This window comes from Pseudolabrys sp. (assembly GCF_050250095.1).
Classification (GTDB): Bacteria; Pseudomonadota; Alphaproteobacteria; order Rhizobiales; family Xanthobacteraceae; genus Pseudolabrys.
Genome location: NZ_JBFWPH010000001.1, coordinates 80,742 through 106,231, shown reverse-complemented (window position 1 = coordinate 106,231; position 25,490 = coordinate 80,742). Strand labels below are relative to the sequence as shown.

At 66.7% G+C, this 25,490-nt stretch carries 24 protein-coding genes and 1 riboswitch; of the genes, 10 read left to right on the top strand and 14 right to left on the bottom strand.

Annotation, left to right across the window (positions count from 1 at the left end; all coding sequences use genetic code 11):
* Window positions 1–53 precede the first annotated feature (53 nt).
* Both AB7F10_RS00515 and AB7F10_RS00510 read right to left on the bottom strand, forming a co-directional pair.
* Entirely contained in the window at window positions 54–1,427 is a 1,374-nt protein-coding gene (locus AB7F10_RS00515; RefSeq protein ID WP_428558281.1) for a TRAP transporter large permease, read from the bottom strand.
* Window positions 1,427–1,927, bottom strand: a complete 501-nt coding sequence (locus tag AB7F10_RS00510) for a TRAP transporter small permease subunit (protein WP_428558282.1) — start codon at window positions 1,925–1,927, stop codon at window positions 1,427–1,429. The genes AB7F10_RS00515 and AB7F10_RS00510 overlap by 1 nt, the downstream gene beginning before the upstream one ends.
* Window positions 1,928–2,079: 152 nt before the next feature.
* Between AB7F10_RS00510 and nthA the strand changes: the two genes are divergently transcribed.
* The 3 genes from nthA to AB7F10_RS00495 are packed head-to-tail and all read left to right on the top strand — an operon-like array spanning window position 2,080 to window position 3,790.
* Entirely contained in the window at window positions 2,080–2,751 is a 672-nt protein-coding gene (nthA, locus tag AB7F10_RS00505) for a nitrile hydratase subunit alpha (RefSeq protein ID WP_428558283.1), read from the top strand.
* Window positions 2,748–3,407 carry a nitrile hydratase subunit beta gene (gene nthB, locus AB7F10_RS00500; RefSeq protein WP_428558284.1) on the top strand — a complete coding sequence of 220 codons (660 nt, stop codon included), beginning with the start codon at window positions 2,748–2,750 and terminating at the stop codon, window positions 3,405–3,407. The genes nthA and nthB overlap by 4 nt, the downstream gene beginning before the upstream one ends.
* Window positions 3,407–3,790: a nitrile hydratase accessory protein gene (locus AB7F10_RS00495; RefSeq protein ID WP_428558285.1), complete on the top strand. Its 384-nt coding sequence runs from the start codon at window positions 3,407–3,409 to the stop codon at window positions 3,788–3,790. The genes nthB and AB7F10_RS00495 overlap by 1 nt, the downstream gene beginning before the upstream one ends.
* 95 nt (window positions 3,791–3,885) lie before the next feature.
* Here AB7F10_RS00495 and AB7F10_RS00490 read toward each other — a convergent pair whose 3' ends face one another.
* From AB7F10_RS00490 to AB7F10_RS00470, 5 genes are all read right to left on the bottom strand, one after another.
* Entirely contained in the window at window positions 3,886–4,995 is a 1,110-nt protein-coding gene (locus tag AB7F10_RS00490; protein ID WP_428558286.1) for a nickel/cobalt transporter, read from the bottom strand.
* Between the two features lie 37 nt (window positions 4,996–5,032).
* A complete protein-coding gene (locus tag AB7F10_RS00485) occupies window positions 5,033–5,680 on the bottom strand; it encodes a DUF1007 family protein (RefSeq protein WP_428558287.1) in 648 nt (215 codons plus the stop codon).
* Between the two features lie 87 nt (window positions 5,681–5,767).
* Entirely contained in the window at window positions 5,768–6,718 is a 951-nt protein-coding gene (locus AB7F10_RS00480) for a cation diffusion facilitator family transporter (RefSeq protein ID WP_428558288.1), read from the bottom strand.
* 81 nt (window positions 6,719–6,799) lie between these two features.
* Window positions 6,800–8,407 (bottom strand): gamma-glutamyltransferase family protein, encoded by a 1,608-nt coding sequence (locus AB7F10_RS00475; RefSeq protein ID WP_428558289.1) that lies wholly within the window; start codon window positions 8,405–8,407, stop codon window positions 6,800–6,802.
* Window positions 8,408–8,419: 12 nt separating this feature from the next.
* Window positions 8,420–10,495 (bottom strand): M3 family metallopeptidase, encoded by a 2,076-nt coding sequence (locus AB7F10_RS00470; protein WP_428558290.1) that lies wholly within the window; start codon window positions 10,493–10,495, stop codon window positions 8,420–8,422.
* 127 nt (window positions 10,496–10,622) lie between these two features.
* Here AB7F10_RS00470 and AB7F10_RS00465 point away from each other — a divergent pair, with 127 nt between their 5' ends.
* The 4 genes from AB7F10_RS00465 to AB7F10_RS00450 all read left to right on the top strand — a co-directional run bounded on the left by AB7F10_RS00465 (window position 10,623) and on the right by AB7F10_RS00450 (window position 14,879).
* Window positions 10,623–10,871 carry a hypothetical protein gene (locus AB7F10_RS00465; RefSeq protein WP_428558291.1) on the top strand — a complete coding sequence of 83 codons (249 nt, stop codon included), beginning with the start codon at window positions 10,623–10,625 and terminating at the stop codon, window positions 10,869–10,871.
* Window positions 10,872–11,554: 683 nt separating this feature from the next.
* Entirely contained in the window at window positions 11,555–12,685 is a 1,131-nt protein-coding gene (locus tag AB7F10_RS00460; RefSeq protein ID WP_428558292.1) for a type III PLP-dependent enzyme, read from the top strand.
* Window positions 12,686–12,774: 89 nt separating this feature from the next.
* The gene (locus AB7F10_RS00455; RefSeq protein ID WP_428558294.1) at window positions 12,775–13,338 is read left to right on the top strand and encodes a GNAT family N-acetyltransferase; all 564 of its coding nucleotides are present in this window, start codon (window positions 12,775–12,777) and stop codon (window positions 13,336–13,338) included.
* A 104-nt stretch (window positions 13,339–13,442) separates the two neighbouring features.
* Window positions 13,443–14,879: a homospermidine synthase gene (locus tag AB7F10_RS00450; RefSeq protein ID WP_428558295.1), complete on the top strand. Its 1,437-nt coding sequence runs from the start codon at window positions 13,443–13,445 to the stop codon at window positions 14,877–14,879.
* Window positions 14,880–14,952: 73 nt separating this feature from the next.
* Here the strand turns inward: AB7F10_RS00450 and AB7F10_RS00445 are convergent, their stop codons facing one another.
* From AB7F10_RS00445 to AB7F10_RS00415, 7 genes are all read right to left on the bottom strand, one after another.
* Window positions 14,953–16,566 carry a DUF6600 domain-containing protein gene (locus tag AB7F10_RS00445; protein ID WP_428558296.1) on the bottom strand — a complete coding sequence of 538 codons (1,614 nt, stop codon included), beginning with the start codon at window positions 16,564–16,566 and terminating at the stop codon, window positions 14,953–14,955.
* Window positions 16,567–16,690: 124 nt separating this feature from the next.
* Window positions 16,691–17,701 carry a WD40 repeat domain-containing protein gene (locus AB7F10_RS00440; RefSeq protein ID WP_428558297.1) on the bottom strand — a complete coding sequence of 337 codons (1,011 nt, stop codon included), beginning with the start codon at window positions 17,699–17,701 and terminating at the stop codon, window positions 16,691–16,693.
* 1 nt (window position 17,702) lies between these two features.
* Entirely contained in the window at window positions 17,703–18,797 is a 1,095-nt protein-coding gene (locus AB7F10_RS00435) for a CobW family GTP-binding protein (RefSeq protein ID WP_428558298.1), read from the bottom strand.
* A gap of 110 nt (window positions 18,798–18,907) precedes the next feature.
* Window positions 18,908–19,546, bottom strand: coding sequence for a L,D-transpeptidase (locus AB7F10_RS00430; protein ID WP_428558299.1), 639 nt, complete (start codon window positions 19,544–19,546; stop codon window positions 18,908–18,910).
* Window positions 19,547–19,669: 123 nt separating this feature from the next.
* Window positions 19,670–20,542 (bottom strand): metal ABC transporter permease, encoded by an 873-nt coding sequence (locus AB7F10_RS00425; protein ID WP_428558417.1) that lies wholly within the window; start codon window positions 20,540–20,542, stop codon window positions 19,670–19,672.
* The gene (locus AB7F10_RS00420) at window positions 20,539–21,285 is read right to left on the bottom strand and encodes a metal ABC transporter ATP-binding protein (RefSeq protein WP_428558300.1); all 747 of its coding nucleotides are present in this window, start codon (window positions 21,283–21,285) and stop codon (window positions 20,539–20,541) included. Before AB7F10_RS00420 ends, AB7F10_RS00425 begins: the two co-directional genes overlap by 4 nt.
* Window positions 21,282–21,470: a hypothetical protein gene (locus tag AB7F10_RS00415; RefSeq protein ID WP_428558301.1), complete on the bottom strand. Its 189-nt coding sequence runs from the start codon at window positions 21,468–21,470 to the stop codon at window positions 21,282–21,284. The genes AB7F10_RS00420 and AB7F10_RS00415 overlap by 4 nt, the downstream gene beginning before the upstream one ends.
* 111 nt (window positions 21,471–21,581) lie before the next feature.
* Window positions 21,582–21,653: riboswitch (Fluoride riboswitch) on the top strand.
* A 63-nt stretch (window positions 21,654–21,716) separates the two neighbouring features.
* Here AB7F10_RS00415 and crcB point away from each other — a divergent pair.
* The 3 genes from crcB (at window position 21,717) to AB7F10_RS00400 (ending at window position 25,489) form a co-directional block, all read left to right on the top strand.
* Window positions 21,717–22,091 (top strand): fluoride efflux transporter CrcB, encoded by a 375-nt coding sequence (crcB, locus tag AB7F10_RS00410; RefSeq protein WP_428558303.1) that lies wholly within the window; start codon window positions 21,717–21,719, stop codon window positions 22,089–22,091.
* Window positions 22,092–22,234: 143 nt separating this feature from the next.
* Window positions 22,235–23,194: a TAXI family TRAP transporter solute-binding subunit gene (locus tag AB7F10_RS00405; protein ID WP_428558304.1), complete on the top strand. Its 960-nt coding sequence runs from the start codon at window positions 22,235–22,237 to the stop codon at window positions 23,192–23,194.
* A gap of 177 nt (window positions 23,195–23,371) precedes the next feature.
* Complete coding sequence (locus AB7F10_RS00400; RefSeq protein ID WP_428558418.1) at window positions 23,372–25,489, top strand: TRAP transporter permease; 2,118 nt, start codon at window positions 23,372–23,374, stop codon at window positions 25,487–25,489.
* The last annotated feature ends 1 nt before the right edge of the window (window position 25,490 follow it).

Here is a 25,490-nt window from a genome sequence, read left to right as displayed (position 1 = left end):
GTTTTGCCGCGTTTTCTTCACGCGAACCGGTACCCACTTCGCTTGAAAACGCTCTATCGATACAGCGCCTGCGGCAGCGCGGTCGCAAGCTGCGGCACTAACCACAGCACGACCAGCGCGACGACCTGGATCAGCACGAACGGCACGATGCCCCAATAAATGTGCCGCGTGGTGATCGCCGGCGGCGCGACCCCGCGCAGATAGAACAGCGTCGGCCCGAGCGGCGGATGCATGTAGGAGGTCTGCAGGTTGACGGCGATCATGATGCCGAACCAGACCGGATCGATGCCCGGCATTTTTAGGAGCGCCGGCCCGACGATCGGGATCACCACGAAGATGATCTCGAAGGCGTCCATCACGAAGCCGAGCAGGAACACCGCGAGCATCACCGCGAGCATCGCGCCGCCCGCCCCGCCGGGCAGCGCGGTCAAGGCGCGATGCACCATGTCGTCGCCGCCGAGCGCGCGGAACACGAGGCTGAACAGCGTCGCGCCGAACAGGATGACGAAGATCATCGCGGTGATCTGTGCGGTCTTCTCGACCGCAGGCGCAAGCATGCTGCGCAGCGACGCCTTCAATGCCGCCAGCAAAAGCGCGCCGACCGCGCCGACCGACGCGGCCTCCGTCGGCGTCGCGACGCCGCCGAGGATCGAGCCGAGCACGGCGACGATCAGCAGCAGCGGCGCGACGAGCACGCGAGCGAGTGGAGCCGTCGCCTGACCTTCCACCCGCGTCATCGCCGGTGACGCATCCGGCCGGACCACCGCGACCGCGAGAAGGAACGCGAGATAGAGCGCGACCAGCAAGAGGCCCGGCACGATCGCGCCGGCGAACAGATCCGCCACCGAAATCGCGTCGGGCGCGAACTTGCCCTGCGCGAGCTGCGCGGCCTGATAGGAGATGTTGAGCTGGTCGCCGAGCAGCACCAGCACAGTCGAGGGCGGGACGATCTGCGCCAGCGTCGCGGAGGCCGCGACGGTGCCGGCCGCAAGCCGCGGATCGTATTTGTGCCGCAGCATCGCCGGCAGCACGATCAGGCCCATCGTCACCGCGGTCGCGCCGACCACGCCGGTCGAGGCCGCGAGCAGCGCGCCGACCAGCACGGTCGCGATGCCGAGGCCGCCACGCAGCCGACCGAACAGCCGGCCCATCGCCTCGATCAGCTCTTCCGCGATGCGCGACTTCTCGAGCAGCACGCCCATCAGCACGAACAGCGGCACCGCGAGCAGCACGTCGTTGGTGACGACGCCGAAGATACGCTGCGGCAACGCGGCAAGGATGCCGAAGCTCATCGCGCCGGTGAGATGCCCGATCGCGGCGAAGCCGAGCGACACGCCGCCGAGCGTCAGCGCCACCGGATAACCGACGAGCAGCGCGGCGCAGACCGCGGCCACCATCACGACGGCGAGGAGTTCGGCGAACGGCATCAGCGTCGCCCGGCCAAGGCGTCGGCCGCGCGGATCGCCTGCGCCACGCCCTGCAACGCCATCAGCGCCGCGAACAGCGGGATCAAAGTCTTGAGCAGAAACACCAGCGGCAGCCCGCTCGCCTCGCGCGAGCGTTCGAGGATCGCCCACGACCGCGCCGCATAAGGCCACGACAGCCACAGCAGCACGAGCATGAACGGCATCAGCAACAGCATCGCGCCCGCCAGGTCGATCAACGCCCGGGCGCGCGGGCCGGCGCGCTCGAAGAAAACATCGACCCGGACATGGCCGCCGGCCTGCAGGGTCCACGCCGCCGCCAGCATGATGAGCGCGGCGTGGCCGTAGATCACGGCCTCCGTCAGCCACACCGAGCCGAGCGAGAAGACGTAGCGCAACACCACCAGCGCGAACTGCAGCACCGCCACCGCAAGGCACAGCCACGCCGCCGCGCGGCCCACGGCGCGGTTCAGGCGATCGATGCGGTCGGCGAGCACGAGCACGGGTTGGCAACCACCTTCAGCCGTCATGCCCCGCGAAAGCGGGGTATCCAGTATGCGCAAACGCATACATATCATCGTCGCGTCTGAGTTTACTGGATCATCCGCCTTCGCGGATGATGACGCTTGTAAATATTTTCGCTTATACTCAGCGTATGTCCGGACACGAGCACGACGACCATCGCCACGGCCACGATCATCACGATCACGGCCACCATCACGACCACGACCATTCCGAGCTGTCGGAAGTCCAGCTTCGCGTCCGCGCACTGGAGACGATCCTGACCGAGAAGGGCTATGTCGATCCGGCCGCGCTCGACCTGCTGATCGAGACCTATGAGAAGAAGGTCGGCCCGCGCAACGGCGCCCGCGTGGTCGCCCGCGCCTGGACCGATCCGGCCTATCGCGAGCGGCTTCTGAAGGAAGCAACCTCCGCGATCAACGAACTGGGTTATGCCGGCCGCCAGGGCGAACACATCATCGCCATCGAGAACACCCCGCGGCGGCACAACATGGTCGTGTGTACGCTGTGCTCCTGCTACCCGTGGCCGGTGCTCGGCCTGCCGCCGGTCTGGTACAAGTCAGCGCCTTACCGCTCGCGCGCGGTGAGCGATCCGCGTGGCGTGCTGAAGGAGTTCGGCGTCGACCTGCCGAAGGACACCGACGTGCGCGTGTGGGATTCGACATCCGAATTGCGTTATCTCGTGCTGCCGATGCGGCCCGAAGGCACCGAAGGCTGGAGCGAGGAAAAACTCGCCGATCTCGTCACCCGCGACTCGATGATCGGCACCGGCCTGCCGAAACGGCCCGGGGAGCTTACCAAGTGAACGGCGCGCAGGATCTCGGCGGCATGCACGGCTTCGGGCCGGTCGAGCCGGAAAAGAACGAGCCGGTCTTCCACGGCGAATGGGAAAAGCGCGCCTTCGCGCTGACGCTCGCGATGGGCATGCCCGGCCAGTGGAACCTCGACATGTGCCGCGCGGCGCGCGAGAGCATTCCGCCGCCGCAATATCTGCGCAAGACCTATTACGACATCTGGTTCACCGCGCTCGAGAAGATGATGCTGGAGCGCGGTCTCGTGACGCCGGACGACATGGCGGCGGGTCACACCGTCACGCCGCCGCTGCCGGGCCGCAAGGTGCTCAAGCCCGCCGACGTCGCCAAGGTGCTCTATCGCGGCGGCCCGACCATTCGCGACACCGATACCAAGCCGCTGTTTGCGGTCGGCGACCGCGTGCGCGCCAAGAACATCAACCCCACGACGCACACGCGCCTGCCGCGCTATGTCCGCGGCCATGTCGGCACGATCGATCGGCTGCTCGGCAATCATGTGTTTCCGGACAGCAATTCGACCGGCGCGGGAGAAAACCCGCACTGGCTCTATACCGTCGCCTTCAACGCTCGCGACCTCTGGGGCCCGCAGGGCGACCCGACCGTCAGCGTCTCGGTCGATGCGTGGGAACCCTATCTGGAGAAGGCCTGATGGCGATGGACCCCCGCGCCGCGCTGCGCGCCGCGATCAGCGTGCCGGGCATGCCGCGCGACCATGACGGCCCGGTGTTCCGCGAGCCGTGGGAGGCGGAAGCCTTCGCCATGACGCTGGCGCTGTTCGAGCGCGGCCTGTTCACCTGGGCCGAATGGGCGGAAGCGCTCGGCGCCGAGATCAAGCGCGCGCAGGCGGCGGGCGATCCCGACACCGGCGAGACTTATTACACGCACTGGCTCAACACGCTGGAAGGCATGGTCGCGCGCAAGGGCATCGCGGATCAGGCGATGCAACATGAATATCGCGATGCATGGGAACATGCCTGCGAGCGCACGCCGCACGGCCAACCGATCGAATTGCAGTCGGACGATTTCAAATGACCTGTCATGGCCGGGCTTGTCCCGGCCATCCACGACTTGGATAAGAAGAAAGAACACGTGGATGCCCGGCATAAAGCCGGGCATGACGGAGAAAATCAGAAGCCGACCATCCGCTCGCTGACCATGTAGCCGGTCAGCAGCAACAGTCCGAACACCAGCACGAGGCCGGCGGCCGCGGTTTCAAAGCCGCGCAGCGCGATCATGCCGATGCCGGGCTTGGCATGCGCGAAGCGGCCGGCCACGTCGCGCGCCATCACCGCCAGCGTCGCGATGGCCGCGACCGTGATCGCGGTGCCGATACCCATCACGAAGGTGGCCGCCGCGCCAATCCAGAAAATGCCCTGCGCCAGCGCGAACACCAGCACGAGGATCGCGCCCGAGCAGGGCCGCAAACCCACCGCGACGATGGCCGAGAGACCGCGCTTCCACCAGTCGCGGCCCTTCAACTCGGACGGCTCCGGCGCATGGGCGTGACCCCAGGCCGAGGCGTCGTCGTCATGATCGTGGTCATGGTGATGACCATGATGGTGATAGTGGCCGTGATGATGGTGATGATGATGACCATGATCGTGATGGCGGTCATGCGTGTGATCGTGATGATGCGCGTGGTTATGCGAGGCATGCGCGTGCGCAAGCGCCGGCGCTTGAGGCATCAGCAGCCGCAGCAAGGCCCGGCCCTTCACCCACAGCAGTCGCGCGCCGATCAGCGCGATCAGCGCGTAGCTCACAGCCTCGATGACACGCACGGCATCGCCCATCATCTTCGCAGTCGCGCCCAGCAGCACGGCGGCGATGCCGACGATCAGGATCGCGACCAGCGCCTGCAGCACCGCGGAGGCGAACGACAGAATCACGCCGCGCTTCCAGGTTTCGTTGTTGGCGACGATGTAGGACGAGATCACCGCCTTGCCGTGGCCCGGACCTGCGGCGTGGAAAATCCCGTAAGCGAAGGAAATTCCCATCAGCGTTGTCGCGGCGCGTCCATCCGCCTTGGCGGCGCGGATCGCACCGGACAGCATGCGGTAGAACTCCGCCTGCTTTGCCAGCACCCAGCCGGTAAACCCGCCGAATTCCGGTGCGGCGGGCGCGCGTGACAGACCGAACGGTTGCGCCAGCGCGGCGTGGATCGCGCCGTCAACGAGCGCGACGGCGGCGATCAGCACAAGACATTGCAGCAAAGCGGTTCGGTCAGGCGGCTTCAGCATTTCGCGTTATCCCCTCGCCGCCCCCGCGGTCGAAAGCTTACGGGCAGTGCACCAGAAGCCGGTTGGCGAATTGCGCGCCCCAGGCCATCGTGGTGTTCTTCTGGTCGGCGGGAATCTGGCTCAGCGCCTTGCCCTCAGCCCAGGTCATCTCGCGCGGCAGCACGACATCGAGCAGGCAGCCTTTTGGCGCGCCGACGAGCTGCGCCGGCTTCTCCTTGGCGAATTCGAAATCGACGAAGATCGACGGGTCGTAAATCTCGATCTTCAGTTCTTTTGCCTTCGCCGGCGTCTCGAACGGCAGCGTGAAGTGCAGCGTCAGCCGCTGGTCGTCGTAGCTGAGATAATAATCCGGCAGCGGGTCTTTCAGCTTCACCGTCTTGCCGTCGACGGCGGCGAAGGTGAAGTAGTCGAACTCCTTGAGCGACTCGGCGTTGATCTTGGCGAGCGGCGCAAGCTCCTCGCGGGTCGGATTGTCCTTGTTCTTGAGTTCGAGCCCCTGCACCGCGAAAGCCGAGAACATGTCGTCGAAGGTCCAGGCGTGGCGGACGCCGGTGATCGCGCCGTCGGGCGAATAGACGAGATCGGTCTTCATGGTCACCCAGACATGCGGGTGCGCCTGCGCGGCGGCGGTTTGCGCGATCACCGCAATGGCGGCGGCGAGAAGACGGAACGGCCGAAAAATCATGAGAACCCTCAGAGCGCGCCATCCAATATACACCGGCGGCGCGAGATGTAACATTATAACAAACTGGGGCCGAACCGGGGCGGCGCATCAGACTTTGTCACAGCCCGCTTCGGCGCCGGCGGCAAGATGCGCCGCCTCGCTGAACTCGACCTGAACGGTGGTATGGCCGATGCCGAAGTCGCGCTGCATGGCCTGCGCGACCGAGCGCAGAAACGCATCGCCGGGGTGACCGCCCGGCATGACCAGATGGCAGGTCAGCGCCGTTTCGGTCGTGCTCATCGCCCAGATGTGCAGGTCGTGGACGGCGGTCACGCCCGGCAGGGCGGCGAGCGCCGCCCTCACCTTCGCCGGCTCGATGCCGCGCGGCGCGGCGCCGAGCGCAAGCCGCAGCGAATCGCGCAAGAGGCCCCAGGTGCCGATCAGGATGACGGCGGAGATCGCGAGGCTCACGGCCGGATCGAGCCATTGCCAGCCGGTCCACCAGATGCCGAGCCCGACGGCGACCACGGCGACCGACACGCCGGCGTCCGCCATCATGTGCAGATAGGCGCCCTGCATGTTGAGGTCGGATTTGCGCCCGCTGCTCAGGATGACGGCCGAGACGCCGTTGACCAGAACGCCGAGCGAGGCCAGCGCGATCACCGTGCCGCTCGCCACCTCTTGCGGTTGCGCGAAGCGATGCACCGCCTCCCACGCGATCCAGACGGTTGCGACCAGCAGCAGCAGGCCGTTGGCGAGCGGGGCGAGGATCGAGGCCGACCGCAGCCGGTAGGTGAACGACTCGCTCGGCTTCCAGCGCGCGACGACGAACGCGCCCCACGCGAGCAGCAGGCCGATCACGTCGCCGAAATTGTGCCCGGCGTCGGCGAGCAGCGCGAGGGAATTGGCGATCAGGCCAAAGACCACCTGCGCCGCCACCAGCGCGACATTGAGCGCGGTAGCGATCGCGAAGGCGCGGCCGAAATTGTCCGGCGCATGATGATGATGGCCATGATGCGAATGGCCGGAATGCAAATGACCCGAATGATCGTGAGGCAAGGCGCGCTCCGTTGGCGTGGAACCTAACGCGCCGCGCGGCGAATACTAGAACATGAACATTAGAACATTAGCCGCAGAACATCAGACACCTGCCGCGCCGCCGTCGGCGCGCGGATCGTGGCCGCCTTCGAGCGTGCGGTTCGAATGCAGGATCGCCGCGCCGGCATGGCCCATGGTGTCGGAATAATCCTCGTCGAGCACCGAGATGTCATGCCCGGCCGACATCAGCCGGTCGATGACGTTTTCATCGAGCCGCCGCTCGATGCGCAAATTCGTGACGGTCGAGCCCCAGGTGCGGCCGAGCAGCCAGCGCGGCGCGTCGAGCGCGCGATCGAGCGGCATGCCGTGCAGCACATGACGCGCGAAGATCATGGCCTGCGTCTGCGGCTGGCCGTCGCCGCCCATCGTGCCGTAGGCCATGACGCGGCCGTCCTTCAGCACCGCGAGCGCCGGATTGAGCGTATGGAACGGCTTGCGGCCCGGCGCGAGCGTGTTCAGGGCGCGCGGATCGAGCGAGAAGCTCGCGCCGCGGTTCTGCATCAGCACGCCGGTCTTCGGCAGCACGCAGCCGGAGCCGAACTCCCAATAGATCGACTGGATGTAAGACACGACGAGACCGGACGCGTCCGCCGCGCCCATCCAGATGGTGTCGCCGGCGGCTGCCGGTGCCGGCCATTTCGCCGCCTTGCGCATGTCGATCTTGCCCGCGTCGGCGTCGAGGAAGGCCGCGGTGAGAAAATCGGCGGGCTTGGCCGGCAGTTGCGCCGGATCGGTGACGACGCGGTCGCGCACGCGGAAGGCGCGCTTGGTCGCCTCGACCAGCGCGTGCACGAATTCGAAGGTTTCGGACTTCGCGACGCGCAGCCGCTCGTACAGCGCGAGGATGATGAGCGAAGCAAGCCCCTGGGTCGGCGGCGGCGCGTTGTAGAGCGTGCCGGCCGAAATACGGACGCTCAGAGGCTCGTCGGCAATGGCACGATAGGTTTCGATGTCACCGCGCGTCACCGGACTGCCGATGCGCTCCAGATCGGCGGCAAGCTCGCGGCCGACATCGCCGCGGTAGAAATCCTCGAGCCCGGCGTGGGCGAGTTGTTCGAGCGTCGCAGCGAAAGCCGCCTGCTTCAGCGTCGCGCCGGCCTCCGGCGGTTTGCCATCGGCGAGAAACGTCTGCGCGAAGCCGGGCGCATCTTTCAGTTCGGCAAATTTCTCCTGCGTCAGCCGCGCCTGGCTTTGGGCGACGACATAGCCGTCGCGGGCGCGGCGGACTGCGGACGACAGCAGCACATCGAGCGGCAGCTTGCCGCCCTGATGCCGCGCCGCCTCCGCCGCCAGCATCCAGCCGCCGACCGCGCCCGGCACCGTGAGCGCAGCGAGCGAACCGCGCGACGGAATCCCGCCATTCGTCTCGTCATGGCCGTGGTCGCGATAGAGCCGCGCGGTCGCCTTCGCGCCGGCGACGCCCGCCCCCATCAGCGCGCGCACGCGGCCGTTCGGCTCATGCACCAGCCAGAAGCCGTCGCCGCCGATGTGGTTCATGTGCGGATAGACGGCGGCGATGCTCGCCGCCATCGCGATCATGGCTTCGAGCGCGTTGCCGCCCTCGGCGAGGATGCGCCGGCCGTCCTCGACGGCGCCGGCATGCGGCGCGCAGACGACGCCGCGGCGGTGGCCTGACGTGTGAAGTTCCATGAGAATTGTTTGCTACACCGCCGCCGTGCCGGCAAGCGGGACATCGAGCCCCCGCTTCTTCAGCAGCGCATCGACCGCCGGCAGCCGGCCGCGGAACGCCTTGTAGGCCTCGGCCGGGTCGCGCAGGTTGCCGGCCGAGTAGATATAGTCGCGCAGGCGCTTCGCGGTCGCCGGGTCGAACACGTCGCCGGTCTCCCTGAACGCCTCGAAGGCGTCGGCGTCGAGCACCTCCGACCACATGTAGGAGTAGTAGCCCGCCGCGTAGCCGCCGCCGGAAAACAGGTGCTGGAAATGCGGCGTGCGGTGGCGCATCGCGATCTCGGCCGGCATCCGGATGGCGCTGAGGCTGTCCTTCTCGAACTGGATGGGATCGAGATCGCCCGGCTCGCGCAAGGCATGGAAGTCGAGATCGACCAGCGCGCAGGCAGTGTATTCGACCGTCGCAAACCCCTGATTAAAGGTGCGGCTTTTCAGCACCTTGTCGAGCAAGGCCGGCGGCATCGCCTCCCCGCTGCGATAGTGCCGCGCGTGCTTCGTCAGGATTTCCGGCGTCTCCAGCCAGTGCTCGTAAAGCTGCGACGGCAGTTCGACGAAATCGCTGGAGACCGCCGTGCCGGCGAGCGAGGGGTAGGTCACGTCGGACAACAGGCCGTGCAACCCGTGGCCGAACTCGTGGAACAGCGTGCGCGCGTCCTCAAACGACAACAGCGCCGGTTCGCCGGCGGCCGGCTTCGAGAAGTTGCAGACGTTGAGGATGATCGGGCGCACATCGCCGATCAGCTTCTCCTGGTCGCGCAGCGAGGTCATCCACGCGCCGGAATGCTTGGAGGCGCGCGCGAAATAATCGCCGACGAACAGCCCGACATGCCGGCCGGAGGCGTCCTTCACCTCCCAGGCGCGCGCGTCGGGGTGATAGAGCGGCACATTGGCCGCGGTGAAGGTCAGCCCGAACAGCCGGTGCGCCGTCTCGAAGGCGGCGGCGATCATGTTGTCGAGCACGAGGTAGGGCTTCAGCTCCGCCTCGTCGAGGTCGTAGCGCTGCTTGCGCAGCTTCTCGGCGTAGTAGCGCCAGTCCCACGGCGCCAGCGCGAAATTGCCGCCCTCGGCGGCGATCAGCGTCTGCAGCTCGTCGCGCTCGGTCCCGGCGCGGGCGCGGGCGCGGCTCCACACCTCCATCAAGAGGTCGCGGGCCGCCTTCGGCGTCTTCGCCATCTGGTCGTCGAGCCGGTAGTCGGCATAGGTCGGGTAGCCCATCAGCGCCGCGCGCTCGGCGCGCAGCCGGACGATCTCGGCGACCACCGCGCGGTTGTCGGTCGGCCCGCCGGACTCGCCGCGGCCGATCCAGGCGGCGAAGGCCTTCTCGCGAAGGTCGCGGCGGGCGGAGAACTGCAGGAAGGTCTCGATCGAGGACCGCGCCAGCGTGACGGCGTATTGGCCGGGGTGGCCGCGCTCTTGCGCCGCCGCGCGCGCGGCGGCGCGGGCGAAGTCCGGCAGGCCGGCGAGGTCGCCCTCTTCCAGGATCAGCGCATAGGCCTTCTCGTCGGCCAGCACGTTCTGCCCGAAGGTGGTGCCGAGGCTCGCCAGCCGCTCGGTGATGGCGGCAAGCCGCTGCTGCGCCGGCTTGTCGAGCGCCGCGCCGGCGCGGACGAAGCGGGTGTGGTGGCGCTCCAGCGCCCGCGCCTGCTCGGCGTCGAGGCCGAGGCTCGCCCGGCGCTGCCAGAGGCTGTCGATCCGGGTGAACAGGGCGGCATTCAGATAAAGCTCGTTCGAATGCCGGGCGAGCAGCGGCGAGACGTCGCGCTCGACCGCCTCGATGGCGTCCGAGGTGTCCGCCCCGGCCAGCACCCAGAACAGCGCGGAGACCCGGTCGAGCGTCCGCCCGGCACGCTCCAACGCGGCGACGGTGTTGTCGAAGGTCGGCGCGTCAGGATTGCCGGCGATCGCCGCGATCTCGGCCTTGTGCGCCTTCAGCGCGGTGTCGAAGGCCGGGCCGAACTGCTCCGGCGTCGCCGCGGCGAAGTCCGGCAGGCCGAACGGGCCGGTCCAGTCGGCGGTTAACGGGGTCGCGGGCTGCCCGGTGGAGGTCATGCGGAGCGCCTTTATGCCTTGATTACGGCAGAAGTTTCAGGGAGATTGCCGGCGCCCGAGGGGTAGCCCCCGGGCGCGCCGACCGCAAGCCAGAGGCCGAGCAAGGCTCGCCAACAAGGATCGACCGATGAACGCCACCGCCCGGAAGCCGCGCCGGATCCACTGGCTGAACGTCAGCACGGTGATCAGCGCCGCCATCCTGATCGGCGCCGAGGTGTTCGGCGCCGCCTTCGCCAGCTCCTGGGCGATCGCCACGCTGCTCGAACTCGGCAGCACCGTGGCGCGCGTGCTCGACGTCGTGCTGATGCTCTGCGGCCTCCTGGTGATGGTGCGTTTCGTGCGCAACGCGCAGCGCATCGAGCCCTTCACCGAGTAACTGCGGCGTCCGCCGCGAGCCAAAAAGCCCCGTCAATCCGGTCTAACTTTCACGCCGCCGCGACACGCCGGCGGCGTTAACGCTTGGCGCGAGCGGCGCCGGCGCGCGCCTTCTGCCCGTCATGTTGTCGCCTTACCCGCCACATCGTCGCCACACGAGGCACGCGCGCCGCCCGAGAGCGTGACGCGAACGACGCACCACGTGGGGAAAGTTAAGAATGATTTTGCAAATCCGAAATTTTTTTCTTGCATCCGCGTGCAAAGCGACTATCTCTCGCCTTGCCCAAATTCGCACGTGCCTGTGGACGTGTGTCGGTCGGTAGGTAGCGGGACAAGAGGCCCGCCAGCCGCCTGGAGAGAGAAGCCAAAGTCTCTCCAAGAATTCTGACCGGCAGCCGGAGGCGAAACCGGCAAACCCTGCTCTCAGCAGGGGACGCGTCTTAAAGCAACGACGATCGGGCTTCTCTGGTCTCTGCCGGCCTCCACCACCGGCGCGGGTTACCGTAGAGGCTTGTTCATCCTTGCCGGCCGTGCGGAACGGGGTTTCCCCCATTCCAATCCAAGGCAGCACAGCGGGTCCACGAGTTGTACCCCGCATGCGCGTCCCCAAAGCGCGCTGTGGCGAACTCGGAAGCCGCATCATACGGGGTTTAAATCACCCCGGCAGCTTGGGGAATTGCGCCCATGACCGAGCGCATTCGCGAATTCCTGCGTCAGCGTCGCGAGGATGGACCGTGCCTCGTCGTCGACCTCGACGTCGTCCGTGACAACTACACCACCTTTGCGAAGGCTTTGCCCGACACCCGCGTCTTCTACGCGGTGAAGGCGAACCCGGCGCCGGAGGTGCTTGCCCTGCTGGCCGGCCTCGGCTCGTGCTTCGACACCGCTTCGGTGGCGGAGATCGAGATGGCTTTGGCCGCCGGCGCGACGCCCGACCGCATTTCCTACGGCAACACGATCAAGAAGGAGCGTGACGTCGCCCGCGCCTACGCGCTGGGCATCCGCCTCTTCGCGGTCGACTGCAAGGAAGAGGTCGACAAGATCGCCCGCTCCGCCCCCGGCAGCCGCGTGTTCTGCCGCATCCTGTCCGACTGCGTCGGCGCCGAATGGCCGCTGTCGCGGAAGTTCGGCTGCGAGCCGGCCATGGCGGTCGACGTGCTGGAACATGCCCTGCGTCAGGGCCTGGAGCCGTACGGCGTGTCGTTCCATGTCGGTTCGCAGCAGCGCAACCAGCATGCCTGGGACCGTGCCCTCGCCTCCGCGGCGGCCGTGTTCAAGGAGTGCGGCGAGCGCGGCATGAACCTGTCGATGGTCAACCTCGGCGGCGGCTTCCCGACCAAGTACCTGAAGAACGTTCCGTCGGTGAAGACCTACGGCAACGCCATCTTCAAGGCGCTGCGCAAGCACTTCGGCAACCGCATCCCGGAGACGATCATCGAGCCGGGCCGCGGCATGGTCGGCGGCGCAGGCATCATCGAGGCGGAAGTCGTGCTCGTGTCGAAGAAGAGCGAGGAAGACGACGTGCGCTGGGTCTATCTCGACATCGGCAAGTTCGGCGGTCTCGCCGAGACGATGGACGAGTCGATCCGTTATCCGATCCGCACCCCGCGGGACGGTGACGCGATGGCCCCGTGCGTGCTCGCCGGCCCGACCTGCGACTCGGCGGACGTCCTCTACGAGAAGACGCCGTACCCGCTCCCGGTGAGCCTCGAGATCGGCGACAAGCTGCTGATCGAAGGCACGGGCGCCTATACGTCGACCTACTCGGCGGTGTGCTTCAATGGCTTCCCGCCGCTGAAGACGTATCACATCTGACATCGCGGGGAGCCGGTCCGCCGGCTCCCATCCCGTCACCCCCCAGTCGGACTGACAACGCCCGTGACCCGGGCGGGGAAAACTGCGCCATGATCACGATTCGAACTGAACGGCCGGTCGACGAGGCAGCCCGCGAGGCGCTGCTCGACGTCGCCTATGGCGACATCCGCCACACCAAGCCCTCCGCGAAGCTCCGCCGGGGCCGGCTGCCGGCCGAAGGGCTGGCGCTGGTCGCGCTCGAGCGCGGCAAAATGCTCGGCACCGTGCGGCTGTGGAACGTGCGCGCCGGCGGCCGCGACGCGCTGCTGCTCGGCCCGCTCGCGGTCCACCCCGGCGCGCGCAACCGCGGCATCGGCGCCGCCCTGATGAAGCGCGCGCTTGGCGAGGCCGCGCGGCGCGGCCACGGCGCCGTCATCCTGGTCGGCGACGCGGACTACTACGGCCGCTTCGGCTTCTCCGTCGCGAAGACCGGCGCGCTGCACCTTGCCGCGGCCTGCGACCCGGCGCGGCTGCTCGCCTGCGAACTCAAAGCCGGCGCGCTCGACGGCGCCATCGGCGCCTTCCGCGCCACCGGCCGGCGCATCCCGCTGCCGGCGCTGGCCGGCCTTGGCGCGCTCGCGCGCCGTCCCCGCCTCATCCCGCGCGCCGCGTAGCCTATCCACAAGTCGCCGCTGCCGTGCGGGAATCTGTACGGCAGCTATTCCGTTGCCGCGACGGCAACGCTAAACCCGTCAGTGGCGGGCTGAGGAGATTGATGATGGCTAAGTGGCCGGTCCACGCGAAGATCAGCGGCCCGATCGTGATGGTCGGTTTCGGCTCGATCGGCAAGGGCACGCTGCCTTTGATCGAGCGCCATTTCGACTACGACAAGAAGCGCGTCACAGTTCTCGATCCCAAGGATGAGGGCCGCAAGGCGCATTGCGAAAAGCACGGCGTCCGCTTCATCCAGCAAGGCCTGACCAGGGACAATTATCGCGAGTTGCTGACGCCTTTGCTCACCGAAGGCGGCGGCCAGGGCTTCTGCGTCAACCTGTCGGTGGATACCGGCTCGGTCGACATCATGGAGCTCTGCAACGAACTCGGCGCGCTTTACATCGACACCGTCAACGAACCTTGGCTCGGCTTCTATTTCGACAATACGAAGGACGTAGCCGCCCGCTCGAACTACGCTTTGCGCGAGACGACGCTGGCCGCGAAGCGCGCCCGCAAGCCCGGCTCGATGACGGCGGTGTCGTGTTGCGGCGCCAATCCCGGCATGGTCTCCTTCTTCGCCAAACAGGCGCTGATCAACATCGCCTCGGACCTCAAGCTCAACGTGCCGGAGCCGAAGACGAAAGCCGAATGGGCCGATCTGATGCGGCACGCTGGCGTCAAGGGCATCCACATCGCGGAGCGCGACACCCAGCGCAGCAAAAATCCGAAACCGGCAGACGTTTTCGTCAACACCTGGTCGGTCGAAGGTTTCCTGTCGGAAGGCATGCAGCCATCCGAACTCGGATGGGGCACGCACGAAAACTGGATGCCGCCGAACGCTCATACGCATGAGACCGGCTCCGGCGCGGCGATCTATCTGATGCAGCCCGGGGGCAACACGCGGGTGCGCACGTGGTGTCCGACCCACGGCGCGCAATACGGATTTCTCGTCACCCACAACGAGTCGATTTCGATCTCCGACTACTTCACGGTGCGTGACGCCTCAGGCAAGGCGATCTACCGGCCGACCTGCCACTACGCCTATCACCCTGCCAACGATGCGGTGCTGTCGCTGCACGAGGCGTTCGGCTCGAACAAGATGCAGCAGAAGCACCACATTCTCGAGGAAAGCGAAATCGTCGACGGCATCGACGAGCTTGGCGTGCTGCTCTACGGCCACGGCAAGAATGCCTACTGGTTCGGCTCGCAGCTCTCGATCGAGGAAACACGCGAGCTGGCTCCATACCAGAACGCCACCGCCTTGCAGGTCACGTCCACCGTGATCGGCGGCATGGTCTGGGCGCTCGAGCATCCACATGAAGGCATCGTCGAAACCGACGAGATGGATTTCCATCGGCTGCTGGAAATCCAGTCGCCCTATCTCGGCCCAGTGAAGGGCTTCTATACCGACTGGACGCCGCTGACCGGACGGCCCGGCCTGTTCGCCGAGGACATCGACGAGCGCGATCCCTGGCAATTCAAGAACGTGCTGGTGCGCTGAACGTCACCGCATTCTCCAAATGACACGGGCGGCCTGACGGCCGCCCGTTTCGTTTGTGGCGATAAGGTCGCCGCTATTTCTTGTCGTCGGGCTTTTCGCCCGGCTTCGGCGGCGGCTTCCTCGCTGGCGGCGGTGCAGGCCGTGCCGCTGGCGGCGGCGCAGGACGCGCAGCCGGAGGCGGAGCCGGACGTGCAGCCGGCGGAGGCGCCGGACGCGCGGCCGGAGGCGGTGCTGCCGGACGCGCTGCCGGAGGCGGCGCGGGTCGCGCAGCCGGGGGTGGCGCGGCCGGGCGAGCGGCAGGCGGCGGAGCCGGACGCGCCGCGGGCGGTGCGTTCAGTTGCGGCGCGGGCGCAGGACGCGCGGCAGGCGGTGGCGCAGGCTGCGCCGCGGGCGGCGGCACAGGCCGCGCAGCCGGCGGCGGTGCCGGGCGCGCAGCCGGAGGCGGCGCGGGACGGACCGAAGGCGGCGGGCCGTTCGGACGCGCGGCAGGCGGCGGAGCATTCAACTGCGCCGGCGGCGGCGATGGTGCAGCGGCCGGCGGCGGTGGCGCGACCGGACGCGGCGCGTTCAGTTGCCCCGGCGGCGACGCAGGCGCAGCGGGCGGCGTCGCTGCGCCCGGACGCGGCGCATTCAACTGCGGCGCGGCAGGCGGCGGCGCTTGCTGCGGCTGCGGGATGAGATTGCCCGGCTGCTGCGGTTGCGCGGGCGCCGGTGTTGGCGGCGATGCCGGCCGCGGCCGGTTGTTGGCTGGCGCGATGGTGGTGCCCTGCGCCGCCTGCGGCGGACGCGGCCCAAGCCGGCCACGCTCGCCGCGCGGCAAGGCCTGCGGACCAGGCGCGGCGGCCGCCGCGCCGGGCTGTACGACGGCCGCGCGGGTCACGGTGACCACAGGCGGCCGCGCCGCGTTGCGGTTGCCGCCGCGGCGGCCGCGGAATTCGGTCGGCCGCGTCGTTACCGCGCCCGCAATGCCGGCTGAACTGCCGAGCACGCGCGGCTGCACGCGATAGGTCGGCACGGGGCGGCGAACGCGGCTTGCGAAGAAGCTCGGCGCCACGCCCGGATTGACGGCGAAGCGGCGCTCACGCAGCGAGACGGTACGGTTGACGATCACGGTGCGGGTGAAGATGTCGCGATGGCGCGAGCCATAGACGTAGTGCGGACGCATCCGCGGCTCGAACAGGAAGCGCGGCGCGATGAAGGTCCAGTAGCCCGGATCCTCGTCATATTCGTAGATCACTTCGTCCGGCGGCTGCGGCGCCCAGCCGACATAGTCGTCGCCATTGCGCCAGTTCACCCAGGCCGGAGCCCACTCCTCGCCCGGCACCCAGACCCAGCCGAGACCGCGCTCACGCACCCAACGGCCGTAGTGATAGGTGATCCAGCCCCAATCCTCTTCCTCCGGATCGGACACCCAGTACCAGCCCCACTCGTCGGTGTAGACCCAGCGGCCGACCGTGTAAGGCCGCCAGCCACGCGGCTTGTCGTAAGGCACCCAGACCTCACCGAAGCGCGGGCTCTGCTGCCAGAAGCCGTAGGACTCGAGCGCGACGCGAAATTCGTCGACCGACTGCGCCTGCGCCGGCGCGACCGGCGAAACCGAAGACGGCAGCAGCGGAGCTCCGGCGGTGAGAGCGGCGGCCGTCAATGCGATGGCCGTGAAACGCCCCCACATGCGGGTGGCAATCATTGAAAGTCTCCATCCCGGCGGGAATGGCCGAAGCAAGTTCGACGCGGCCGGGGGTCACGTCGTCGTTTCGGAAAAGCTAGGAATGCATTAGGGCCGATTATGGTCGCGGTCGTTAAGCTGGCGTTCAGACAGGCTTGAACGTCACGATGCCAGCTTTGCCATTCTCGTCGCCGACCGCAAGCGAGCCGCCGGACTTGCTCCATGCCAAAGCCGTGACCGGAGCGCCGGCGGGATGGCGCGCGACGATCTCACGACCGTCGGCGGCATGGACGAGCAAGACGAGGCCATCGGCGTAGCCGGTCGCGATCACCGGCTCGCGCGGATGGCAGGCCACCGCGACAACGCGCTGCGCGTAAGGCGCCCACATCGACGGACGCGAACCCATCGGGCCGTCCTTGCCCTCGAACGGCCAGAGGATGAGTTGCTCGGAGCCGGAGGTCGCAAGCTGCCTGCCGCCTGCCGTCCATTCGAACGAGCGCACCCGCGCCGAATAGCCCGACATGCGCATGTGCTTGGCATCGACCAGCCGCCAGCCATGCAGCATCGGCTCCTGCATCGCGGTGATGAGAAACTTGCCGTCCGGGCTGTAGGCGACGCCGAGATGCGAGCCTTTCCATTCGAGTCGCTCCGGCGTGCCCTGCACGTTCGGGAACCACAGGGTCACGCCGTTGTAATGCGCGATGGCGAGGCGAAAACCCTTCGGCGCGAAGGCGAGGCCCGCGACGGTCGATGGCGCATCGAGCGTCTTGTCGTCACCTTTTTTCGGTCGAACGAAGGCGGTCTTGCCGGCCGACCACGCCAGCGCGCCGTCGCCGCCGAGCGCGACATGATCGATCCAGCGATGCTTTTGATCTGCGAACAGCACGTCATGCGTGCCGTCGGCTTTCGTCGCGATCACCTTGCCGTCGTCGCCGCCGGTGACGAGCCGCTCGCCGTCACCGGCAAAGCAGAGAATGCCGCCATCATGCACGGCGAGACGTTTCTCACCGCCCTCGCCGGCGAACAGCAGTTCCTGTTCGCCGAGCACGAAGACCGGCGTGTCCTTCAGGAAACACACACCGACCACGGTGCCGCCGGTTTCGACCGGACGCAGCGTGTCGGCGATCGACGGGGTGTTGTCGCGGATGTCGCTCACGTCAGGCGATGCAGGCTTCGAAGCCCTGCCGGATCGTCTCTTCCGGCAGATTGCGGCCGATGAAGACGACGCGGCTTTCGCGCTTCTCGCCGTCCTTCCAGGCGCGCTGATGGTCGCCGTCGAGGATCATGTGGACGCCCTGGAACACGAAGCGCTCGTTGTCGTCCTTGAACGACAGGATTCCTTTCGAACGCAGGATGTTCGGTCCCTCGGTCTGCGTGAGATTCTGGATCCACGGGAAGAACTTGTCGGGCGCGAGCGGCTTGTCGGTGCGCAGCGCGACCGACTGCATGTCCTCGTCGTGATAGTGCTTCAGGCCGCCGCCATGATGGTGATGGCCGTGCTTGTGATCGTGGCCGTGATGATGGTCGTGACCGTGGTGGTGGTCATGGTCGTGATGATGATCGTGGCCGTGCTCGTCGGCGTGCAGGAATTCCGGCTCGATTTCGAGAATGCGGTCGAGGTCGAAAGCATTGCGGCCGAGCACCTGATCGATCGCGATCTGCGACTTCTGCGTGCGATGCAGCTTGGCGTAAGGATTGATGCCGCGGATGCGCGCCTCGACGTCTTCCAGCTCGTCCTTCGAGACAAGATCGGTCTTGTTAACGAGGATGACGTCGGCGAAGGCGATCTGGTTCTTCGCTTCCGGCGCGTCCTTGAGACGATCGCGCAGCCACTTGGCGTCCGCCACCGTCACCACCGCGTCGAGCTTGGTGCGCTCGCCGACCTGCTCGTCCATGAAGAAGGTCTGCGCGACCGGCGCCGGGTCCGCGAGGCCGGTGGTCTCGACGATGATGCCGTCGAACTTGCCCTTGCGCCGCATCAGGCCCTGAATGATGCGCACGAGATCGCCGCGCACCGTGCAGCAGACGCAGCCATTGTTCATCTCGAACACTTCCTCATCCGCCCCGACGATGAGGTCGTTGTCGATGCCGATCTCGCCGAACTCGTTGACGATGACGGCGAACTTCTTGCCGTGCGGCTCGGAGAGGATGCGGTTGAGAAGCGTGGTCTTGCCGGCGCCGAGATAGCCGGTGAGCACGGTGACGGGGATTTTTTCGGAGGCGGGAGCGTCGGACGTTGATTTGTCGGGCATGGGACTTCAGGGCCTGTGCTTGTCAGGAGCGGCCCCAGATATATTCACCGCCCCCGCAAAACGGAACCCCCGCGCGGGGTGGCCTGATCCGCCCGAAAAGCGCTTTTAAATCAGGAGACGACAGTGACCTGCGTGCCCACCGGGACGCGGTTGTAGAGGTCGATAATGTCCTGATTGAACAGGCGGATGCAGCCCGACGAGACGGCCTTGCCGATGCTGTCCGGCTCGGTGGTACCGTGCAGGCGGAAATGGGTGTCGCGGCCGCCGCGGTAGAGATAGAGAGCGCGGGCGCCGAGCGGGTTCTCGATGCCGCCGTCCATGCCGCCGGCATAGCGGCGATACATCGGGATCGCCTGCATCATGTTCTCGGTCGGCGTCCAGTGCGGCCAAGCCTCCTTACGGGCGATGGTCGCGGTGCCACGGAAATTGACGCCCTCGGAGCGGCCGACGCCCACCGCGTAGCGAAGCGCGGTGCCGCCATCCTGCACCAGATAGAGCCTGCGCTCGCTGATGCGCACAACGATGCTGCCGGGCTTCTCCTTGCCGCGCCAGGCGACCTCGGTGCGCTGCAAGCCCGGATCCAGCACCTGGAAATCGACCGCCGGAACGAGCTGGCCGCCGTCGCGAACCGCGCCGTAATTCGCGGTGACGCAGCCGCCGACGAACAACGGCAGCCCGAGGAGGACGGCGCGGCGGCTGACGGTGTGAGTGGAGGTAACGAGGTCTGCAGAAGGGCGAAACTTGGTCATGCCACGCTCGGTCATTTGAATGATTTCTTATGAGCAAGATGACCGCGTAATGCAATACGACGGTGACATAACCCACACGCGGCATTGTGATGCCGCGCGACAATTTGAACAGTTTGGAATCGATCAGGCTTCGAGGTGACGCCGCGGCCACGCGCGCGGCAACAGACCGCCGACCGGCCCGAACAGCAGCGACACGAGATAAACCGCGCCGGCGGCCAGCGTCACCGCAGGCCCGGACGGCACATCGGCATAAAACGACACAAGCAGCCCGGCCCAGCCGGTCAGCAGCGCCGTGACCGACGACAGCGCCACCAGCCTTGTCACATCGCGGGTCCAGAACCGCGCGGCGGCGGCCGGAACGATGATGATGGATACGCCGAGCAAGGTCCCGAATGCGTGGAACCCGCTGACGAGGTTCAGCACCAGCACGATCAGGAAGGCCAGATGCGCGATCCCGCCGCCCCGGCTGACGGTGCGCAGGAAGGTCGGATCGACGCAGTCGATCACCAGCGGACGGAAGATCAGCGCCAGCACCAGGATGCTGACGGTCGAATTGACCGCGATCACCAACAGCTTTTCGGCATTCATCGCGGCCGCCGTCTCGCCGAACAGAAACTCCATCAGCTTCTCGATATCCATGCCGTTGGCGGTGACGATGACGACGCCGAACGCCAGCGAAACCAGCAAAAAGACCGCAAGCGAAGCATCTTCCTGCAACTGCGTCGCGCGGCTAACGGCGCCGGACAACAGCGCGATGACGATGCCGGCGACAACGCCGCCAACGGTCATCGCAAAAACGCTGAGACCGGCGGCGAGAAAGCCGATGGCGACGCCGGGCAGGATCGCGTGCGCCATCGCGTCGCCCACGAGGCTCATGCGACGCAGCATCAGGAACACGCCGACAGGCCCCGCGGCAAGCGCCAGCGCCAGCACGGCCGCGAAGGAATGGCGCACCGAATCATCCTGCAGGGGAGCGAGAAGGAAATTCACCGTCACACCGCCTCCGGCACGGCGCATTCCCGCGCCTCGTCGTCGAAGGCCTCGCACATCTGACGCGCGCGCAGGAGATTGGCGCCGGTGAGGACGTCGCCGGTTGCGCCCCAGGCGACCGGCTCGCGCGCAAGCAGCAGCGCCTGCGGGAAATTGGCTTTCACCAGCTCAAGATCGTGGATCGCGGCAATGACGGTGCGCTCTTCGCTGTGCCAGCGCCGCACCACATCCAGCAGATCCGCGACGGTCTTGGCGTCGATGGCGTTGAACGGCTCATCGAGCACGATGACGCGGGCGTCCTGCAACAGCAGCCGCGCGAACAGCATCCGCTGCATCTGTCCGCCCGACAGCGTGCCGATGGCGCGCTGCTCGAAGCCGGTCAAACCCACCGACGCCAGCGCGCGCTCAATCGCCGCACGTTCGGAGCCGCCGATGCCGCCGAACAGGCCGGTCGTCTTCCACAACCCCATCGCCACCATGTCGTAGACGGTGATCGGGAACGAACGGTCGATCTCCGCAACCTGCGGCAGATAGGCGATGTCGCGCGGCGCAACGCCGGCAAATTCGAGGCTGCCCGCGAGCGGCTTTAGCGCGCCGACGATGCCCTTGAACAGCGTGGACTTGCCCGCCCCGTTCGGCCCGACCACGGCGAGCATCGACCCGGCCTGAACCGCGCCGTCGAGATGATGCACCGCCGGATGACGGTCGTAACCGAGCGTCAGATCGCGGAAGACGAGATGCGCAGTCATGACATCGTCCCCCGGATCGCCCAGGCGACGCCGAGCCAGATCACCGCGATCAGCGCCGCGGCGATGGCGAGACGGCCGGCTGCGGACAAACGCAGCAGCGACGGCGTGACAGCGGCCGGCGGGTGGACGTGGCCGGCGTGGTGGTGATGGTGCGCCGAGTGGTGGGAATGATCGTGGGCGTTCATGGATATGTTATATTATAACATTTCGGTCACTGCAATCCGCCGCAAAGCCGCATCAAGCTCCGGGATTGCGGACAACCCGCGTTGACCCTCCCCACCCCCGCCGATAGGTTCGCCGCCGATGGGGATGGGGTTCCCCCGATAACCGCCCATAGCTTCACAAGGGCTGATGACTTCTATCGCGTTCAACCCGCGCCCGGACTGCGTCCGGGCCCTGTGAGCGGCCGCATGGCCGCGATGGAGAGCACGATGGGATTTCTGATCGTATTTGCCGGCGGCGGCGTCGGCGCGGCGCTGCGCCACGGCTTCAACCTCATGTTCGCGCGTCTGTTCGGCACGCAATTCCCCTACGCCACGCTGTTCGAGAACGTCACCGGCTCGCTCCTGATGGGGCTGCTGGTTGCGACCTTCGCCTTCAAGAGCGACGTCCCGCAGCACATCCAGCTGTTCCTGACCACCGGAATTCTCGGCGGCTACACCACCTTCTCGACCTTCTCGCTCGACGCCGCGCTGCTCTACGAGCGCGGCGACATCGGCCTCGCGGCACTTTACGTGGCGCTGTCGGTGGCGCTGTCGATCGGCGGACTGTTCGCCGGCCTCGCACTGGTGCGCAGTTTCAGCTAACCGCGACGCTCGGGACACCCTGGCCTGCCCCGTTTCGCGTGACGCGAGACGCCTTTTTTTGTTCGCCCCCGTCCCAACCCTCGGTAGAATGGGCCATAGACCTGCAAATCCAGCAGGAAGAACAAATGTGGAGGATTTTGCTCATGAATAAACCAACACGCCTGTCGTGCCTCGCGGCCGGAGCACTCGCGGTGGCCGTGGCGTCGGCGCCGGTTGCCGCGCAAGCCGAGCAGTTCATCAACATCCTGACCGGGGGCACCGGTGGCGTCTATTATCCGCTGGGCGTGGCGCTATCGAAGATTTACGCGGAGAAAATGAAGGACGTGAAGCCGTCGGTGCAGTCGACCAAGGCTTCGGTCGAGAACCTCAATCTGCTGCAGCAGGGCAAGGGCGAGATCGCCTTCACGCTCGGCGACTCGCTCGCCGACGCATGGGCCGGCAATCCGGAAGTCGGCTTCAAGGCGAAGCTCGGCAAGCTGCGCACCGTCGCCGCGATTTATCCGAACTATGTGCAGATCGCCGCGCTGAAAAGCTCGGGCATCAAGACGCTGGCCGATCTCAAGGGCAAGCGCATGTCGGTCGGCGCGCCGAAGTCGGGCACCGAACTCAACGCCCGCGCCATCATGAAAGCGGCCGGCATGAGCTACAAGGATCTCGGCAAGGTCGAGTATCTGCCGTTCAATGAATCGGTCGAACTGATGAAGAACCGCCAGCTCGACGCGACGCTGATCTCCGCCGGTCTCGGCGTCTCCGCGATCCGCGACCTCTGCGCTTCGGTCGAGTGCGTGATCGTCGAGGTTCCCAAGGCCGTGGTCGAGAAGATGGGCACCCCCTATCAGGCGGCGTCGATCCCGGGCGGCACCTATAACGGCAACGACAAGGACGTTCCCGCCGTCGCGATTCCGAACTATCTCGTCACCCGCGATAACCTGTCCGAGCAGGTCGTTTACGAGATGACGAAGACCCTGTTCGACAACCTGTCGGCCATGCAGGCGGCGCACGCCGCAGCCAAGGCGATCAAGCTTGACGCCGCGGGCAAGAACCCGCCGGTGCCGCTGCATCCCGGCGCCGCCAAGTTCTATAAAGAAAAAGGCGTGATGTAAGGCGGAAGTCTTGCACATCGCCGTCTTAACGACTGCCACCGGGTCGGGCGCCTCAGCGCCGGCCCGGTGAATTTCTTGCCGACAGGCGGCAGCCGCCGCCAACCGACCGCCGCATGAATGACGGCGTCACGGAATAATAAAGTGAACGTGAGATCGAGGGGGATCGCGTCCATGGCCATGACCGACGTGGAGAAAGTCGCCGAAGCACCGGGTCAGCCGATTCCCGGCCAGACCAAAACCGAAGCGCAACTCGACAAGGGCTGGAGCAAGAGCGCCGAAGGACGCGCGCTGTTCTGGATCGCCGTCGCCTTCTCCGCCTTCCAGGTCTTCACAGCGATGTTCAGCCCGCTCGCGAGCGAAATCGTTCGCTCGGTGCATGTCGGTTTCCTGATGGTCATGGTGTTCGGCGTCGCCTCGACGGTGACCGACAACAAAACCGCCAAGATCATCCTGTGGGCGCTGGGCATTCTCGGCTTCGTGCTCGGCCTCTATCACTGGGTGTTCTACGAAGACCTCATCCTGCGCGCCGGCGAGCCGAACACGATCGATATCGTCGTCGGCGTCGTGGTCGTCGTCATGGTGTTCGAGGCCGGCCGTCGCATGATGGGCCCGATGCTGCCGATCATCTGCGCGATTTTCCTCAGCTACGGGTTGTTCGGCCAGTACTTCCCGAGCCCGCTGAACACCCGCGGCTACGATTTCGGCCAGGTCGTCGACCAGATGTTCCTCGGCACCGAGGGCATCTACGGCATCCCGGTCTACGTCTCCTCGACCTACATTTTCCTGTTCATCCTGTTCGGCGCCTTCCTCGAGAAGGCCGGCATGATCAACCTGTTCAACGACATCGCCATGGGCACGGTCGGCCATGCGCGCGGCGGCCCTGCCAAGGTGGCGGTGATCTCCTCTGGCCTGATGGGCACCATCAACGGCTCCGGCATCGCCAACGTGGTGACTGTCGGCCAGTTCACCATCCCGCTGATGAAGCGCTTCGGCTATCCGGCCTATTTCGCCGGCGCCGTCGAGGCGACCTCGTCGATGGGCGGGCAGATCATGCCCCCGGTCATGGGCGCGGTCGCCTTCATCATGGCCGAGACCATCAATGTCCCCTATTCGACCGTCTGCATCGCGGCCATCGTGCCCGCCGTTCTCTACTACTACTCCGCCTTCTGGGCGGTGCATCTCGAAGCCGGCAAGCGCGGCCTGATGGGCCTCTCGAAGGACCAGACGCCGAACCCAATCAAGGCGCTGGTCAAGAACTGGTATCTGCTGATGCCGCTCGCGGCGCTGGTGATGCTGCTGTTCGCCGGCTACACGCCGCTGTTCGCCGGCACGGTCGGCCTCGGCCTGACCGTGATGGTCATCTTCAGCCATCCGATCGTCGCAGCAATTCCCGTGCAAGTGCTGCGCGTCGGGTTCTGGATCGTACTCGGCATCTCGGCCGCGTTCTTCTTCGAATACGGCGTGTGGCTGCTGATCACGATGGTGCTGGCGCTGATGGCCGTCACCGTCTTCGTCAAGGGCGGTCCGGCGACGCTCAGGATTGCGCTCGACAGCCTCGCCGACGGCGCGCGCCACGCGCTGCCGGTCGGCGTCGCCTGCGCGCTGGTCGGCACCATCATCGGGACGCTGACGCTGACAGGCGCGGCGACGAATTTCGTCCGCGTCATCGTCTCGGTCGGCGAGCACTCGATCTTCCTCTCGCTGTGCCTGACCGCGATCACCTCATTGATCCTCGGCATGGGTATCCCGACCATCCCGAACTACATCATCACCTCGTCGATCGCGGCGCCCGCGCTGCTTCATCTCGGCGTGCCGTTGATCGTCTCGCACATGTTCGTTTTCTATTTCGGCATCATGGCGGACCTGACCCCGCCGGTGGCGCTTGCCGCCTTTGCCGCCGCCTCGATTGCCAAAGAGAGCGGGTTCAAGATCGGCTGGACCGCGGTGAAGATCGCGCTGCCCGGCTGGATCGTGCCGTTCATGGCGGTCTATTCGCCGGCACTGATGCTGCAGCCGGTCGGCACGCGGGTGGAGGCCTACGGCTTCGCGTTCGCGGCCGCCTACATGATCGTCAAGGCCGTCATCGCGGTGACGCTCTGGGGCGTGACGGCGATCGGCTATTTCCTGCGGCCGGTCGGCTGGCCGGAGCGCATCATCGCCTTCCTGTCCGCGGTCTTGCTGGTCCTCGAATACCCCTGGACGGATCCGATCGGCTTCGTCTGCTGCGGCGCCTTCGTCGCCTATCAGATCTGGCGCGGACGCGAGGCAAAGCCCGCGATGACCACGGCCGCGTAGG